At 53.4% G+C, this 16100-nt stretch carries 13 protein-coding genes and 2 pseudogenes; 12 read left to right on the top strand and 3 right to left on the bottom strand.

All coding sequences use genetic code 11. The annotated features are described in order from the left end of the window. Positions 1-19: 19 nt before the first annotated feature. The 9 genes from RRH01S_RS25055 to RRH01S_RS34510 all read left to right on the top strand — a co-directional run bounded on the left by RRH01S_RS25055 (position 20) and on the right by RRH01S_RS34510 (position 7101). Positions 20-967 carry an ABC transporter ATP-binding protein gene (locus RRH01S_RS25055; RefSeq protein WP_042474801.1) on the top strand — a complete coding sequence of 316 codons (948 nt, stop codon included), beginning with the start codon at positions 20-22 and terminating at the stop codon, positions 965-967. Continuing rightward, positions 964-1962, top strand: coding sequence for an oligopeptide/dipeptide ABC transporter ATP-binding protein (locus RRH01S_RS25050; protein WP_042474798.1), 999 nt, complete (start codon positions 964-966; stop codon positions 1960-1962). The genes RRH01S_RS25055 and RRH01S_RS25050 overlap by 4 nt, the downstream gene beginning before the upstream one ends. Further along, positions 1962-2894, top strand: a complete 933-nt coding sequence (locus RRH01S_RS25045; RefSeq protein ID WP_042474796.1) for an ABC transporter permease — start codon at positions 1962-1964, stop codon at positions 2892-2894. The genes RRH01S_RS25050 and RRH01S_RS25045 overlap by 1 nt, the downstream gene beginning before the upstream one ends. Beyond that, positions 2884-3747, top strand: a complete 864-nt coding sequence (locus tag RRH01S_RS25040) for an ABC transporter permease (protein WP_052365273.1) — start codon at positions 2884-2886, stop codon at positions 3745-3747. Before RRH01S_RS25045 ends, RRH01S_RS25040 begins: the two co-directional genes overlap by 11 nt. Before the next feature lie 14 nt (positions 3748-3761). Next, entirely contained in the window at positions 3762-4565 is an 804-nt protein-coding gene (locus tag RRH01S_RS25035) for a glycerophosphodiester phosphodiesterase (protein ID WP_042474793.1), read from the top strand. Continuing rightward, positions 4558-5376, top strand: coding sequence for an inositol monophosphatase family protein (locus RRH01S_RS25030; RefSeq protein ID WP_042474789.1), 819 nt, complete (start codon positions 4558-4560; stop codon positions 5374-5376). The genes RRH01S_RS25035 and RRH01S_RS25030 overlap by 8 nt, the downstream gene beginning before the upstream one ends. A gap of 98 nt (positions 5377-5474) precedes the next feature. Next, on the top strand, positions 5475-5888 hold the full coding sequence (locus RRH01S_RS25025) for an NUDIX hydrolase (RefSeq protein WP_234711738.1): 414 nt from the start codon (positions 5475-5477) through the stop codon (positions 5886-5888). Continuing rightward, positions 5879-6886: an aldose 1-epimerase family protein gene (locus RRH01S_RS25020; RefSeq protein ID WP_234711737.1), complete on the top strand. Its 1008-nt coding sequence runs from the start codon at positions 5879-5881 to the stop codon at positions 6884-6886. The genes RRH01S_RS25025 and RRH01S_RS25020 overlap by 10 nt, the downstream gene beginning before the upstream one ends. 71 nt (positions 6887-6957) lie before the next feature. Beyond that, complete coding sequence (locus RRH01S_RS34510) at positions 6958-7101, top strand: hypothetical protein (protein WP_161600009.1); 144 nt, start codon at positions 6958-6960, stop codon at positions 7099-7101. Between the two features lie 118 nt (positions 7102-7219). Here RRH01S_RS34510 and RRH01S_RS25015 read toward each other — a convergent pair. Continuing rightward, positions 7220-7390 (bottom strand): annotated as a pseudogene (locus RRH01S_RS25015) (DUF736 domain-containing protein); the annotation flags it as partial. A gap of 175 nt (positions 7391-7565) precedes the next feature. Here RRH01S_RS25015 and RRH01S_RS33620 point away from each other — a divergent pair. After that, positions 7566-7859 (top strand): annotated as a pseudogene (locus tag RRH01S_RS33620) (IS66 family transposase); the annotation flags it as partial. Positions 7860-8287: 428 nt separating this feature from the next. Here RRH01S_RS33620 and RRH01S_RS25005 read toward each other — a convergent pair. Together RRH01S_RS25005 and RRH01S_RS34210 are read right to left on the bottom strand one after the other, a co-directional pair. After that, complete coding sequence (locus RRH01S_RS25005) at positions 8288-9616, bottom strand: glycerophosphodiester phosphodiesterase family protein (RefSeq protein ID WP_234711736.1); 1329 nt, start codon at positions 9614-9616, stop codon at positions 8288-8290. 469 nt (positions 9617-10085) lie between these two features. Further along, positions 10086-10910: a hypothetical protein gene (locus RRH01S_RS34210; RefSeq protein WP_131597863.1), complete on the bottom strand. Its 825-nt coding sequence runs from the start codon at positions 10908-10910 to the stop codon at positions 10086-10088. A 92-nt stretch (positions 10911-11002) separates the two neighbouring features. Here RRH01S_RS34210 and RRH01S_RS24995 point away from each other — a divergent pair, with 92 nt between their 5' ends. Both RRH01S_RS24995 and RRH01S_RS33615 read left to right on the top strand, forming a co-directional pair. Next, positions 11003-12535, top strand: a complete 1533-nt coding sequence (locus RRH01S_RS24995) for a hypothetical protein (protein ID WP_131597861.1) — start codon at positions 11003-11005, stop codon at positions 12533-12535. A 363-nt stretch (positions 12536-12898) separates the two neighbouring features. After that, positions 12899-15187, top strand: a complete 2289-nt coding sequence (locus RRH01S_RS33615; protein ID WP_080705463.1) for an FAD-dependent oxidoreductase — start codon at positions 12899-12901, stop codon at positions 15185-15187. Positions 15188-16100 lie beyond the last annotated feature (913 nt).

Genomic DNA, 16100 nt, shown 5'->3' with positions numbered 1-16100 from the left:
CCGCCCATGGGAGGATCCAATGCCAAAACTCTTGACTGTCCGTGATCTCGTCGTTGAGGTCCCGGCACGTAAAATCAAAATCATCGACGGCGTCACCTTCTCGTTGGAAGCCGGACAGACACTCGGACTCGTCGGCGAATCCGGCTGCGGCAAAAGCATGACGTGCTTCGCCGTTGCCAGGGCGTTGCCCCGGGGCATCGCTCAAACGGGCGGCACGATTACGCTGGAAGGCGAGGGGCCGCGAAGCGGCAAGGACAAGGGGCCGTCGATCGCCATGATCTTCCAGGACCCGACGAGCAGCCTCAATCCGGTTCATACCATCGGGTATTACTTGGAGTCGGCGCTCTATCGGCATCAAGGACTGAAAGGCAACGATGCGCGGCTCGAAGCAATGCGGCTTCTTGAGCGCGTGGGTATCGACCAGGCAAAGAGCCGGCTCCGCTCCTATCCCCACCAATTTTCAGGGGGCATGAACCAGCGTGTGATGATCGCGCACGCGCTTGCGGCCAAGCCCCAGCTGTTAATCGCCGACGAGCCCACGACGGCGCTCGACGTGACGACGCAGGCCCAGATCCTCCACCTGCTTGAGGAACTCAGAGCCGAAACGAGCATGGCGCTGCTGATCGTCTCTCATGACCTCGGAGTGATCGCCCGTCTGGCTGATCGCGCGGCCGTCATGTACTGCGGCAAGATCGTCGAAACGGCGCCTGTCGGTGAGCTGCTCGGACGAGCCGCACACCCGTACGCCCGCGCTCTGATCGACTGTATGCCAACCATCAATCCCGATGATCTTGAACCGCCGATACCGATTCCGGGAACAGTGCCTCTTCTCGATAACCTTCCCGCGGGATGCTACTACCATCCGCGTTGCTCACGCGCGAGCGACCGTTGCATCGCCAGCTTGCCCGCTCCCGCCAACGTCGGTCCTCTTCATGAGGCCGCCTGTTATCATCCGGTGAGCGCATGAATACGCCCCTTCTACAAGCCCGCGACGTAACCAAGGTCTTTCGGCTGAGATCCGGGATGTTCGCAAAGCCGTCGATGCATGTGGCGGTGAATTCCATCAACCTTGAACTCGCGCCCCGGGAGCGGATCGGCGTGGTCGGCGAATCCGGCAGCGGAAAATCGACGCTCGGCCGCCTCCTGCTTGGCCTGACCCCTCCAACCGAGGGCGAGGTTCAGTTCGAAGGTGTGAAACACACGGATCGCACATCTCGAGACTGGTCGACGTTTCGTAAGCGGACTTCCCTCGTTCAGCAGAATCCACTGTCGGCTCTCAATCCTCAAATGACGATCGGCGAGCAGGTGGCCGAGGCGGTCTGGGTGCATCGCGTCGCCGACCGGACTGGTGCGCGTGATCGCGCGGCCGCCATGCTGGAACGGGTCGGCCTTTCGAGCGCGATGATGAGCCGCTTTCCTCATCAGATGTCCGGTGGCCAGCGCCAGCGCGTCGTGATCGCTCGCGCGTTGATCCTCGAACCGAAACTGGTCGTCTTCGACGAAGCGGTGTCAGCGCTCGATGTCTCTGTTCAGGCCCAGGTCGTTTCGATCCTGCGGTCGCTCTGGCAGGAGCTGGACCTCGCCTATGTGTTCATCACACATGACCTGCGGATTGTCCGGCACCTCGTCGATCGTATCGCCGTCATGTATCTCGGCTGTGTCGTCGAGACCGGCGATATCAGGTCGGTCTATTCATGGCCTCGCCATCCCTACACTCGGGCGCTGCTTGCATCCGTGCCGACGATGGATCCGAGCGTTCGCAACATCGAGCCGCCAATACAGGGAGAACTCGATGTCAGCAAGCTGACGCTAGGGTGCGCTTTCCGGTCGCGCTGTCCGTTTGCAATCGACCGATGCGCATCCGAGGCGCCGGCGCTTCGACAGGTGGGCGACCAGCAGGTTGCCTGTCATCGCGCCGAGGAATTTCCGCGCTCGATCGCTGCCCAGATGGAGGTCGCATAGTGGCTCGCTTTATTCTTGCGCGGTTCGTCCGCGCCCTAGTGATTCTTTTTTTCACCGTGACCTTCGTGTTTATCGTTCTGCGTTTGAGCGGTGACTCTGCGGAACAGTTGCTGGGCGACATGGCGACGCCGGAAGCGCTGGCGGCCTTCCGCGCGAACTGGGGATTGGACAAGCCGATCCCGGTACAGTTCCTGATCTATGTGACGAATGCGCTCCGGGGTGATTTCGGAACGTCTTTTGCCGATGGGCGCGAGGTGTTCACGATTATTGCAGAACGTGTCCCAAAGACGCTCCTGGTGACTGTATCGGCCTTCTTCGTGAGCATCCTGATCGGCGTCCCGGCGGGCATTATCGCTGCCGTACGTCGCGAAAGCGCGATCGACAAAACGGTCATGGCTGGAGCAGTGCTAGGCTATAGCATTCCGAACTTTCTGCTTGGCCTCATTTTCATTTTCGTCTTTGCGGTCTGGCTGCGTGTCCTGCCGAGCTCCGGCAGTTCGACCTTGCAGCACGCGATTCTGCCCATCGCGACCTTCGCCTTGTTCAACGCGGCCGCGGTTGCGCGTTTCGCCCGTTCGACGCTGATCGACGTGCTCGGCCAACCTTATATCGCCGCCGCCCGCGCCGACGGCGTGTCAGAGTGGGAGGTTATCCTCCGCCACGCACTTCCGAATGCTGCGATCCCGATGGTGACGGTGGTGGGCTTCATTGCCGGCGGTCTGCTTGGTGGCGCCGTGCTGGTCGAGCCGGTATTCGCCTGGCCGGGGCTTGGGACCGGCTTTGTCCGTGCCGCCACGACCGGCGATCTCAACGTTGTCCAAGCCATGATCATTCTCTTCACCGCGTTCATGGTCACGATCAATCTGACCGTCGACATTCTGTACGCTGTCCTCAATCCGAAAATCAGGCTTCAGAACAATGATGCAAACTAAAGCAACTGTCCTGCCAAGGCGGCAACTTTGGAGTTTTGCTTCAGGTGTGCCTGCGAGTACATGGGTATGCCTTGCCTGGATCGCCGTAATCGTGGTGATCGGGGCGAGCGCTCAGTGGATTGCGCCCTATGAATATCTCCAGCAATCGCCCCTGACGCGTTTCGCCGCACCCGGGAAATTGCCGGAATATCTGCTGGGCACCGACCATCTCGGCCGCGACCTGCTCAGCAATCTGTTGGTCGCAACGCAGACGACTTTGATGATCGCGCTCATCGGCTCGGTGATCTGCGCATTCATCGGCACCAGCCTTGGTTTCCTAGCGGCGCATTTCGGGGGCTGGATCGACAATCTCATCATGGGTTTTGCCGACGCCATGTCCTCCGTGCCCTTCATCATCATCGCGCTCGGCGTTCTCGCGGCTTTCGGCTCAAGTCCGCTGCTTTTCGTCTTCCTGGTGGGCATCTTCAACTGGTGGCGGTACGCGCGCCTAACCCGTGGTCTTGTTCTGAGTGCTAATCAGGAAGGCTATGCCGAGGCGGCCCGCATCGTCGGTGTGCCATCCCTGAGCATTTACCTGCGCCATATTCTGCCGAACATTGCCGGGCCACTCATCGTCCAACTCACAGTGAACTTTCCTGAGATTATCCTGCTTGAGAGCGGTTTGAGCTTTCTGGGTCTGGGCATTCAGCCGCCGGCAACGAGCCTTGGCCTGATGGTCGCCGACGGCAGAAACTACCTGGCGATCGCTTGGTGGCTTGCGGCCCTGCCGGGTCTGATCATCGTACTCACCACACTGTCCATAAGCCTGCTCGGCGACTTTTTGCGCGACCGTTTTGACGCGCGGCTCCGTTAGAAAAAGGAGAAAGCATGAATCCGCTTAGAATGACACCGGCGACGATGCGTCTCGCCGGTCACCGAGGCCACAGTGCGGGCGCTCCGGAAAACACATTTGCTTCGTTCCGAAAGGCCCATGAATTCGCAGGACGAGGTGTCACCTGCGAGACTGATCTCAGGATCACCAGCGATGGTGAGCTTGTCCTGATTCACGACGAGACTGTCGACCGCACCACCAACGGTCACGGCCTCATCAGCAAGATGACATACTCTGAGATAGCCAAGCTCGATGCCGGTGGATGGTTCGGCGATGAATTCGCAGGCGAGCATATTCCGCTGTTGAAGGACGCGCTGCCGCTCGCGCGTGAGCTCGGCATCATCTATCAGGTTGAACTCAAGACCTACGATCGCGACGACGTGTTTTTCCCGAAGCTGCGGGCGGTCATCGACGAACTCGGTTGCGCCGACCTTCTGCAGTTCTCCTCGTTCGACTTCGTCCAGCTGCGGGCTATCAAGAAGGCGATACCCGAGGTGCCGACCGTTGGCCTATCGCATTCGCGCCTGATCGACCCGGCCGCAATCGCCCGCGAAGCAAATCTGGATGCCATCAATCTCGAGATCAACCACTTCCCGAGCGGCGAGGCGCTGCAGTTGCACGACGGAGGCATTGCGGCTTTTCTACATGTGCCGCGTCCGGAACGGCTCAAAACTCTCAAGGAAAACGGCGTAGATATCGAAGCCCAGGTTGTTCAATGGATCGGGGAAGGGCAACTCGATCAGCTCATCAGTGACGATGTTGCGCAGGTCAAACGGCTCCGGGACGAAGCCCATGGCTGATACCAATGGTTCGAACCCGTCCGAACGTGCAGTTGAGGCGGTTGTCGAAGAAATCGCCCGCAAAGCCGGCGAGCTCGCGTTGATCCACTTCCGGTCCTTGTCCAACCTGCCGGTGGAAAAAAAGGGTCACCTTGATCTTGTTACCAAGGCCGACAAGGACGTCGAGGAATTCCTGATCGCCAATCTGCGAGCGGCGTTCCCTGATGACGGCATCTTCGGTGAAGAAGGTGGCGAAATCAAAGGGACTTCTGGGCGTACATGGGTGATCGATCCGATCGACGGGACGTTCAATTTCGTCCGTGGCGGTCAGAACTGGGCGATCTCGATCGGTCTCTACGAAAACCGGCGGCCGGTATTCGGTGTGATTTACGCGCCAGTCCGCCAACTTATGTTGGCTGGTGGACAATCGGTCGAAACGCGGCTGAACGGCAAACCGATGCCGGCGCTTCCCGCCCTTGACCTCTCGCAGGCTTCCATGGGGATCGGTCTTCATCCATCGGTCGCCACTGATGACCGGCTTGAGGTGGTGCGATTTATCTCTGACGATCTTCGCATCAGCTTCAGGTGCTGCGGTTCGGCAACCCTGTCTCTCATCGAAGTCGCCATGGGTGAGACCGACGGTTATGTTTCGCTTGGAGACTCGACGTGGGATGTTATGGCGGGGCTTCCAATCCTCGCCAATCTCGGCGTGTCCCACACGATCGATTGGGACCGGATCGACCTTGCGGCTAAACTCCGGTTCGCTTGCGGCAGCAATGACTTCCTGGAGAAAGTCAGGCCTCTTCTCGAGAAAGTGGCGGTGGCTGCGTAATGCGGCGCGGCTCTACCGGAAGGGCTCAGACCATCGTACACCCAGAGGCGAACCAATGTGCAGCAATATGTTTGCGAGCAACCGATATCGTTGAGAGTGTGGTTGAGGTTCTTCTCATCACCAGCCGCGAGACCGGTCGTTGGATCATCCCCAAGGGCTGGTCAATCAATAAGAAGAAACCGCATCAGGTTGCGAAGCAGGAAGCATGGGAAGAGGCGGGCGTGCGTGGTCACGTCCGCAAAAAGCCTTTCGGACATTACAGGTATGAAAAGAGGGTCTCGCAAGGCGAGTTTATCCCCTGCCTGGTTCAGGTTCATCTGCTGGCTGTATCGGAGCTGGAAGAGGACTTTCCTGAAAAAGGGCAACGCCAGATCAGGTGGTTTTCGCCGACGGACGCGGCTCGGGCGGTAGACGAACCCGAGTTGCAGCGGCTTTTCATGAATCTGCAGGGCAGCCAGTTGGGCGGGACGAGCAACGTCGTCCGCTCAGACGATGCCCTGGAATGTTTTTAGTGCTCGCGATGGAGAATATTGTGGACATCAATCTAAGAAAGAAGACGCCGGATCTAAGAGCTGTCGCGGACATACGGCTTGCCACGCTCGAAGATGGTCCTGGGCGCGGTCAGAGGATCCTGATCGCGCGGAACGCAAGCGGAATTGCTTTCGAAGTGGCGGTCGACAGAGGGTTCGATATTGCGAACCTCTTCTTCAAAGGCACCAATATTGGCTGGCATTCGCCGACACAGATGCGGTTTCCGGTGAGCGATCCCGGTTCGGAGGATGGGTGGGCCTTTATGCGCAACTTCGATGGCTTCCTGGTGACCTGCGGCCTCGATCATATAAGTCGGCCTCGTGAAATAGATATCTCTCACTACAATCATCCTCACCTCAAGACGAAGACAATGCCGCAGCATGGTAGAATCTCGACCGAGAAAGCGCGGCTTGTCTGTTACGGTGTGGACCCGAATTCAAGCGAGATATATTGCGAAGGGATTGTCAGGCAGGCAAGTGTATTTGGTGAGACATTGGAATTGCATCGGAGAATCACGCTACCGGTCGTCTCGTCGGTTCTGACGATCGAAGATACTGTGACCAATCGAAGCTTCTATCCAACGCGTCACGCCATTCTCTATCACCTGAATTTCGGCTATCCCTTCCTCGACGAAAACTTGCAGGTGACCGGTGTGCCCGAGCCTCTTCTAAACTCGTTACGGCTAGACCCGCCGCTACCCAGCGACAGCTATGGAGAGCGGGTTGACTTCGTTGACAGCTCTGAAGTCGCCAAGGGGATTGTTCTGGCCAACGTCGACCTCGGTCTCTCTGTAGGCCTATCGTTCAACCGCGGGGATTTGACTAAGCTTGCCATCTGGCGTGCGTATCAGTCTGGTGTTTTCGCACTTGGGATAGAGCCTCGAACTGATACGGCAGAAAGCCGCCCGTTTCTTATTCCTGGAGCGGCCTGCAAGTACTCTTTACAGCTCGCGATAACCTCTTGTGTGTGCTGCGAATAGGCCAAATATCCGGCGGCTCAGCAGAGCAAAATGATCGCGAGCCGTTAAGCGGCGCCGGAAAGGGAATGACGATGTCAGGGATCGCTGAAGCGACCGGCAGCGCCGGGGAGTGGGGGAGCCGATTTCGTGTTGGCGGCTCTGCTGCCAATTCGAAATTGGGGGCACCGCTCATCCTTGACGACGGCAATCCCGTCGGCATCATCATCGAATACTGAGCAGGTTTTTCCTCCTCTCCGTATAGCACCCAAAAAAGCCGGACCTCGCTCGATGCGTGGTCCGGCTTTGATTACCCGGTGGGAGAGGCCCGCCGGCGGCGGAGCCTCATGATGTCAATCAGTCCCGGTTCGGGCGGGACCAGATGAGCTGGAGACCATCTTCGCCTTCGACCTCGGTGAGCGTTGCGTAGATGGGGGCCGGGAAGCTCGGATCGTCAAGCTTGACCGAGAGGTAGTCGCGGCCCTCGCCGGAGGTCTTCTGCCAGGCGGCGCCCAGTTCGACGCTACCGCCCAATGACTTTGATGCCATTGTGATCGAACCCGTGTGATGCATTTGGTGACGTAGCAAGGACTACCTTCTGTGGTTCCGATGGTCCCATCCGGTTCGGCAATACCAAATCGCCGGCTGACAGTTCTCAACGTCTGCAGTTGACGGGGCGAATCGGTCCAGATTCAAGAATCTGATGATCCGACTCGGCGAACCCACTGTTGAGGAGTTAATGGCGCGCACTGCGGCGGTGCAGGCGGAAAACTGTAAGCTCACAGAACGCGTGGTCAAGCTCGAGGGAGAACTACACTGGCGCGGTTCCATCGTTTTGCGCCGAGGCAGGTTGCCGACGAAGACGACGCCGGCGGTTGGTGAGCTCGTCGACCTGCCGGACACCGGATTTGCAACGATCGAAAAGCCGGAGGGACAGAAGAGTGGCGGCGATCCCCTGCCGGAATACCTGCCGCGCGAGCGCGTCGAGATGAACTTGCCGATGAGTGAACACGACGGGCCGATCGGCTCTTGTGTGGCGAAGCAATCTGATACGGTCACGCAACTTTCGCGGCGCTTACGACGGCGCAAAAGAACCGGTATGGGTCGGTTGGTGGCTGGCTGGCAGGATATATTGTGATGTAAACGCCGCTTGCCAATCTTTTCGCAAGTGAACATTCTTGATGAATGGTAATTACTTTAGAGAAAGGCGCGCTACGTCCGTAGAAGTGAATAAATATAATTAAAATATTTGTTTCTTGCTTTATTCAAAGTAAAGAAAATAAATGTAGCGTTTGGCAGCTAAAGTTCGTGGCGAACACATTATTTTGCCATTCGTTACTTACATTCTGAGCACATTAAAAAGCATAAAAATCCGACGATGGGTACATTGCTATTCCATTGACCTCAAATGGATGACCTGACTGCTTAGACCTCTCCAGCGTCGAGGTGTGGGCAGCGGAAATCGACTTTGCGCTCGACGCCATGCCGTCGCCACTGCCATATGGCCATGTCATCCTCTGAACGATCTGAGATCACCCAGTCTGCTATCTCAGCTGCGTTCCCCGGCGTCGCGTATCCACGCCGAATCCATTTGCGTTGATCGGTTTCCCATTGTCTCTCTCTGCTCGATATAAAGTCGATGCCAAAATATGCTCTTTTGCCATCCGCCATGTTAGACGAGAAGACATAAGCTCTCGTCCCAGTCGAGAGTTTTAGGTAAGGACACATCGCTCGCACATCAGGATCGTTCTTTACGTAATGCGCGAGGCGAACGGCAGCGTGATCGGCATTGAAGGCCCGAATTACAGCGAGATTTTCAGAGCCCTTCATTTGTGAAAACGTCACCCGGGCCATCATGATTTGAACTGCAACTATTCTCATTTTCTGACTAAGCATGGAATAGATCCATGATCTTCCTCCCAGGTACAGATCGTCCTCGTTAAGGTCGCCAAGACCGATTTGTGAGGCTAACTTGGGCAACTCTTCAGGGAATAGAACTGGCGTAACGGCCACTGTCTCTCTCCAATTCAGTGCGGGCTTTTCCTGCTGCACGGCATCAACAAAAGCCTCTCCGCCGCCATATCTGAATGAGTAGAAGAGAAGGATGACCCGTTGGTGATACCTGGGGCGATGACTGAGCCAAGCAGCGATAATGTGAGCTTCGAATTCGCGACCATCCAAGAAAATGGTAGCATTTGGATTGACCTTAAAAACTTTATCGAGAAGAGGTTCCACGAACGGGACGACGTCTTTCGTGACGGTGTATGTATGGCTGTGCTTACCCAGTTCAACGTCCCGAATGATCACGGTCGCGTTTCGGATCTGGCTTGAATGCAGGTCGCGAACAAGGCGGTCAGGCAGCGTGGTAACACGCCAAGGGTTGAACTCATGAAAGACAGCAGGCACATTGTCGCTTGTCAGCGCTGCGTCAAGTTCTGACAGGTTTCGTTTCCCAGCCTCTCCTAGAGCAGTCAACAATGAGGTTTCGGTGCACTCCTGTACATCTTCTCCCCAATTGTACATTCCTCGGTGTTCAAAGACCTGAAGTGGCAAGTCTTCTTTTAGCTTGTTAAGCAGGTTTGGCACCGAGTGTTGTGCCAATACCTGCTCCGACGTGACATCGGGGGGAAGATCCCAATGGATTTCCCAGCTAGGCCAAACCTTGCCATAATTGAGGATCGCCTGGCGTTGACAAAGGACCTTGCAGCTGGATGGATCATTGTTAGTTTCCATCACGCCAAAGTGAATCGCCAAACCGATGGCACGCTAAGACCTTTTTGGTGAAGCGAGACCGTGTATTAGATCATCTTGCACCGGGAAGGGTATTGGATATAATTTAGGCAGGGTATGTAGGCCAAGCTCATTTAAACGGAAGTAGCATCAGTGCTTTAGGACAGGACTAATGGTTGACCGTCTCCAGGGCATAAATCCAACGGTCGTCTGAGGGCCGCTCATAGTGCAGAATAAATGCGGGCGCATAGCAAATGTTATATTAAAATATTTACTCAAAATCGGAATAATATCAATGTTATATGCCGAGAATATTATAAGATATATGATTATTGAATAAGATACGGAGGAAATAATCTCCCAAAGTGGAATATTATTCTATTAATAGAATACATCGATCATGACGTAAATGAAGACAACTTAAGTGGTCATTTAGAGAAGGCAGCCATCCATTGTTGTTGGGTGGGGCCAAGCGAAGCCGGCAACCGGTCTGTCACCTGCTGCGGTCTGTAAGAAGCTCGCCAAGCTCGCCTAAAATAGAAGAGAGAGCATCCTCATTCGGCACCGCGAATACGTTAGCTCCAGAAGGTTTCGTTTCAGAAGTGCCAACCCAGAAAGCAATTCCGTTTTCTAAATCTCCGACGGCAGTCAGCATTTCTCGATCATTTCCGCCGTTTCCGCAAGCTATATACAGGCCGATCTTGTGGGGCAGGCGCGACGCAAATGCAAAGTAGGCCTTGCACTTGCCAGTCTGTTGAACGGGCACAAAATAATGCCCTTCCGGAGTAGCAACCGTCGTGAAATTGCGCCTGGCCTCGTCTTCGATAAGCGGAACAAGGGAGGGCAGCAGATCTGCGGCTTCCGAATAGCGAGGATGAGAGTCCCACGATTGGCATCCGTAAAAATGATCCATAGGAATGTTGCGGATTCCCGGATCGCCACCAAATTTTTTTTCCAGAACCTCGTGGACGGCAGACCAGTTTGGCAGGGAGAAGGAATCAAAACGTTCACCCTTGTAGATCGTGACTATTCCGTCGTTTCCCTGGAAGCCGATATTTGGAACGACGCTGAAAGGTGAATTTAGGAGTTCTTCGCATTGGCGTGCTGATGTGAGCAATTGATAGTGCCCCTGGCAGGCGATCTTGGTCAAATTGTCGATAATATCGATAGCAGGATGAATATCCCAACATTGACGGTTTCGATCTTGCTTAAATGTGGTGCCATCGCCGTCGAAAGCGAGCATGACCCGGTGAGAGGGATCGGCAAGACTGCGTCGAAGTCGCTCAACGATGTCGGGAACGAGATGAAGAAGAGACATATCTAAGATGCTAGACAAAGGCTATACAATGAAGCCTTAAATAAAAGCGGGATGATCTTCGGATGAGTTGACTTCTTTGGAGAGAGAAATAGTTGTTAGCAATGATGGGTTGGTCGGTCATCATCTGTGTGGGCCATGCTGACAGATGTTTGGATAAAGGTTCAACTACCCCCAACGCAGAACTGCATTATCCGTTGACTTCAAACGGTAACAAAACCTCCCCTCTCTTTTCCCAAGGCCTTGCCCTTTTCTTCCCCGTTATCATGCCTGCCAGTGATGCAGCTTGCGCCGCCGCAGTCGCGTTCCCTGAAGGAGACTGGAAGGGAGAACTCGCTGCGCTGCAGGTTTTACATGACCCTGTTGAGGTGGTTAAAGCCGCTGTCGGCAGAGGTCTTGGCGGCATATGTAACGTCGTTGCTGCAATGAATCCCGAAAAGGTAAGAGGCCTCGGCGAAATCATCCGGCGGATGCCTACTCTAAATCACCGCATTGCCGTCGCCGCCGGTGAAACTCCTGTACGAGATCTTGGAATAGGGTACCAGTGCGCAATCTGCCACCCCGACATAGCAAGTGCGATGTTAGCCACTTCTGACGGGATCAGCCAGGCCGTCCGTGAAAAGATCGAGAAAGAAGTTGCTCAAGATATTGGAGAAGGCGCCACCGTCTACATCTTCGTTCAGCCGAGGATGAGTTCCAGCAATTCTCCCGTTTCCGTCCATTTCACCCTCCAGTTTGCGAGATCCGGAACTCTCGCTGATGCCAGAATGCTTGAGAGTTACAATTCTATGAAAGGCAATGGCACAGTCACTGCAGAACTCTTGAAAAATCATTGGAAACAGCACGGGATCCTCAGACCAACTCCTCGTCCGCCGGCGTCAAAATTTGAAGCCCTTTTCGCTCCTGTCCCCGACAACAGCAAGCTGGCCGCCGCCGATTTTACCCATCTTGGCTTGGTTGACCGGGATCGAGAACTGCTTGGCAGTACGGTCTTCGCGATCGCCGCCAACAAGCCTCGTGGAACGGTAGTTTATCAGTGCGACAAGGTCTTGTATTTGGAAGTTGACGTTGAGTCGCACCGTACCTTAGAGGTGCTCCACCGCCTTGGCGAGCACGTATATGGTGGGGGTGGTTCCACCAGTTTCGGTCTTCACACTGGCCCTTCCTCCTGCCTCAATCTTTCTGCTGCTGCGCTTACTTCATTTTTCAAACGAGATGATCTCTGTTCTGTTCCGTTAAGTGGTGTTTTTGGTCTCTTCTGTGATCAAGCCAGCCGTGCTTATGCCGCCAAGGAAAACGGACTTCCGCTCACCGCCTTCGCTCTCGAGAATGAAAATCAGTTTGAACTCGTCGATCCTCAGGTTGTCAAAAAATATGTTCTCGGTCTTTTCGACGCCCCGACAATGGTTGTGCCCCGCGATCCAAGCAGAGCGAGCTTCTGCAGCCAATATATAACTTTCCGGGAACCACATCCCTGTAAAGAGTTTAATGAAATTGGTGTTCTAATCCTCGATGCTGCTGCTAGAATGCTCGAACGTTATGCCAAATTCCTAGAAGACGGTGGGAGCGACGATAATGAAATTGCGAGCATCAAAGATGTATTTGGTTTAACTGATAGTAAATTATGAACACGATACAAAACAGAACAAGTAACTGCAGTTTCAAATGTGTCTAATATGTGTGTTGTTTTTGTATGTTGAATTCCTTTTTGTCAATATTATTGGCGTGGTCGAAATTGCATAAATTCAGGCCGTAATTTTCCGACCTTTTTGACTTTTCGTTCATCTTTTTAATTTTTGCCTTTTCTAAGCGACAGCTTTATTTATTTTCAATAACATGTCGCCATTTAAGTATACAACAGAATAAAAAGAAAATAATGGCAGAGCGTTTTCTAGTAATATATATTCTACCCAGATTTGCATTGCTAAAGTATGCCGCTGATAACCAAAAGAGCTCTCTAATTATCTCTAGCAATACTCCATACCTACGTGATGTATCTTCCGTATAACCGCCCCCGCTTCCCCCTGTTTGCCATTAACAGTCTACCTAGTGCGGCCAAATTGAAACGAGCAATTTCTCAGGCCTTTGTCTGCTATGATCAGTTCTGCGATGAACTTTTACAATATCAGCAAAGGTGGACAGATTGGGTGTTCGACCAAGGATTTGCAGAAACCATAGAAGACGTGGCGCTGGTGTTCCAGATTGAACCTTGCCTTCATGGTCCCCGAACAGGCACACTAGAAGTGCTGAGACCTCGTCGCACCCAGGTCTTCATTTATACGTCGTACCGCCGGTTGTGCCACTTTGTTAAGAACCGGTGCATTGCTCAGCCTGGAGATGCCGTACTGGCTTGCATGATCCCGCCTTACGTGAGTGACCTCTCACTGCAGGAAATGTCTCGAGCCCACAATAGTTTTTGCCCAGGCAGTTGCACGACCATTGCAGACGTACAGTGCTTTATTGCCATCCAACTCAGCAGCCTATTTGTTGATGAGGGCACATGTGATCTGCATGGGCGAAATGGCTTAAAAACAACCGGCCGCTTTTTTCGTCGTCCCGCTGAGTGCTTCAGCCGTTACGACATAGTAGCTGTAGGGCCAGTGCTCTTCCATAACGCATTGGATAAGCCAGCGAACTACAATGAGAATCTTTCCTGCTTCGATCTGCGGTACGACTATCAGGTTTTCCTCCATGAGCGCGATGCCCATGATTGCGTGGGGCATTATCCGGAAGGCACACCACTACCTAGTGTTGCTATCGTAGGCGGTGGGCTGTCTGGCCTTGTTGCTGCCACAGAACTACTTAACGCTGGCGTCAGGGAAATCGCCCTTTTTGACCCAATTGATGAGGTTTGGAGTTTGGGCGTATCGCCGATGCCAAACGGCGACGCTCACCAGGTCTTGACGTCATTCGGTGTCATGCCCATCTCCGGCAACCAAATTTGCCTGTCATACTATCTGGATAAGTTTAGAATTCCCTCCAGCCTTCGTTTTCCTTGTGCTGGCAGCGATCACACAGCACTCTACTTCCGGAAAAAGCGCTACGAATGGCCGGCTGGACAAGCTCCACCGGGTGTACTTCAGCGGGTATGTGCAGGGTGGGAGAAGCTACTATACCACGGGTGTGAACGGAACGGCAGGAGGCTGATCGCTCCGATGGATATCTTTTCCATGTTGAAAGGTCGGCGTTATGATGAAGCCTCGGAAGCACGGTGGGCTTGGCTCAGGGAGTTTTCCAATTTCACTTTCCATGCCGCTCTGGTCGAGATCTTCAGCTGTGGTGTTGAGAGTCCTGGTGGCGCGGCGTGGCAAATTACCCATGATTTCGAGGTTTTCGGGATAATGAGATTGGGCGGCCGCCGAGTTTCTTCCTGTTACACCCTACTGTTTTCGACAATCCTGGACTGGATAATCAATGGGTACGAGGAGGACCAGCATATTTCTGTTGGAGGGGTTCATCTTTTGCAGGCTCTGATGCGCATTGAAATATTTAAGAGAAAAGTAGGACTCTATTTTGACCCCCTGCGTGGAATAGCCAAGGAGGGGGGGAAAGTGAAGGTATGCATGAGAGATGGCCGTTCCCGCGTTTTTGACCAGGTCATCATTGGCGGGCGTGCTGGGTCCGTTGCAACCGATGTCACTCCGGTTAGCCATGGAACCTGTGTCGGCTATGATATCGAACCGCCCGCTGGGAACTCGTCCGCTACTGTTAACGCAGCACTGTTCATGATCACGAAGCAAAAATTCTGGCTTGACGCCGATATCCCAGCCTTGATTTGGACGGATGGGCTTGTCCGTGAGCTGTGTTGTATTGACATCGAATCGCCATCGGGAGAGGGACTTGTTATTTTTCATTATGAAATGAGCGACTACTTATCCCGCCCGATCCGGTCCGATGAGAAGAAGAGAAGGTGCTTGGAGTTAGTCAGGGAACTTGCGGCTGCCTTTCCTGAACTGGCTTGTCACTTGGTTCCCGTCAACGAAGACTACGAAGGATATGTCTTCGACGGCCACCTGACGGATGGTTTCAAGGCATCTTTGTGGAGGGAAAATTCTCTAAAAAAATGTCAGTACATCCAAGATCTGCCTGTGGATAATTCTCCTCTAATGGAGGATGGGGGAGTTTGCCTGATTGGCAGTAAGGACTGCGTAAACGGAGCTTCGTTAGAAGAGCAGGTTAAGACGGGCATCATAACAGCCTGCGCCATCATTCGCAGCACCGGCGGGACACTCTCTTCACTCCATCCTCTGGATTGGAATAAAATATATTTTCCTGCTTGAGTATATTAATGTACTATTGCGTATTAATCCCGTAGGCTTGTAAGCTGCTCAGCGGCATCGTAATTTTGGTGTTCTATGAATAATCAAGTTTGTCCCTTATTTTTAGTATTACATCCTGCTTAAGAATATTTTCTGGGTACGTTTAAGACTGACACTAATTAGATTCCAAAAAATTCCATCTGAGACTATTAGCGCTGTGATTGATGACATTAAAGTCTTCACATCTCCAGAAAAATGCCTTCGTGATTTGCTTGTCCCCCACGTGCTTTCGCATCTTGACAGCTAAAAGCGGGCCCCTTGACAAGAGCACTAGCCGGCCACGCAATTCGAGATATTCCCACTAACCCCAATGAGGTCATTGCACTCGTCAATGGCAGCCGCCCCACTTGCATTCGCCACTATACCTTTTGGGGTCCACTAGCCGCTAATTAGGACTGCATATATTTGTGGACGAGCTAAAATGTCACTATCGCCTTCTGTTCAAATTTCATTTTCAAAAGACTTTAATGTTGCCAATTGAGCAGGCTGAAAGAAAATCCGCAATCAACGGAGAAACGTTAACAGCTAAACGAAAGAAGAATGCTTCATCATTGCAGAGGGCCTACAACGACCATGCCTTTCGGCGGTGGGCCTGCTTTTACTTTCCCTTAGTCTTCCGCAAGCTACCTGATGAAGTCCTATATAGATCCATTTACCAGCACAAAGGATTATTTAGATCATGCTGTAACGCTTCAATACTGTAAGTGTTCTTCATCTTTGTTTCATTTTACAAGCAACGTATTTTCTGATATCTACCCTTTCTTATTTTTCAGGATGGAACTAGCCGGAATAAACGTTGCCGGTATGGCTCAGACGTTTGGAGAGGTATCACTAGTCCTTTCCGACCTAGTTCGGCGAGCAAAGGCCAAGAAGA

It is taken from the genome of Rhizobium rhizogenes NBRC 13257 (assembly GCF_000696095.1).
Taxonomy (GTDB): Bacteria; Pseudomonadota; Alphaproteobacteria; order Rhizobiales; family Rhizobiaceae; genus Rhizobium; species Rhizobium rhizogenes.
This window is presented reverse-complemented; position numbering and strand designations above follow the sequence as displayed.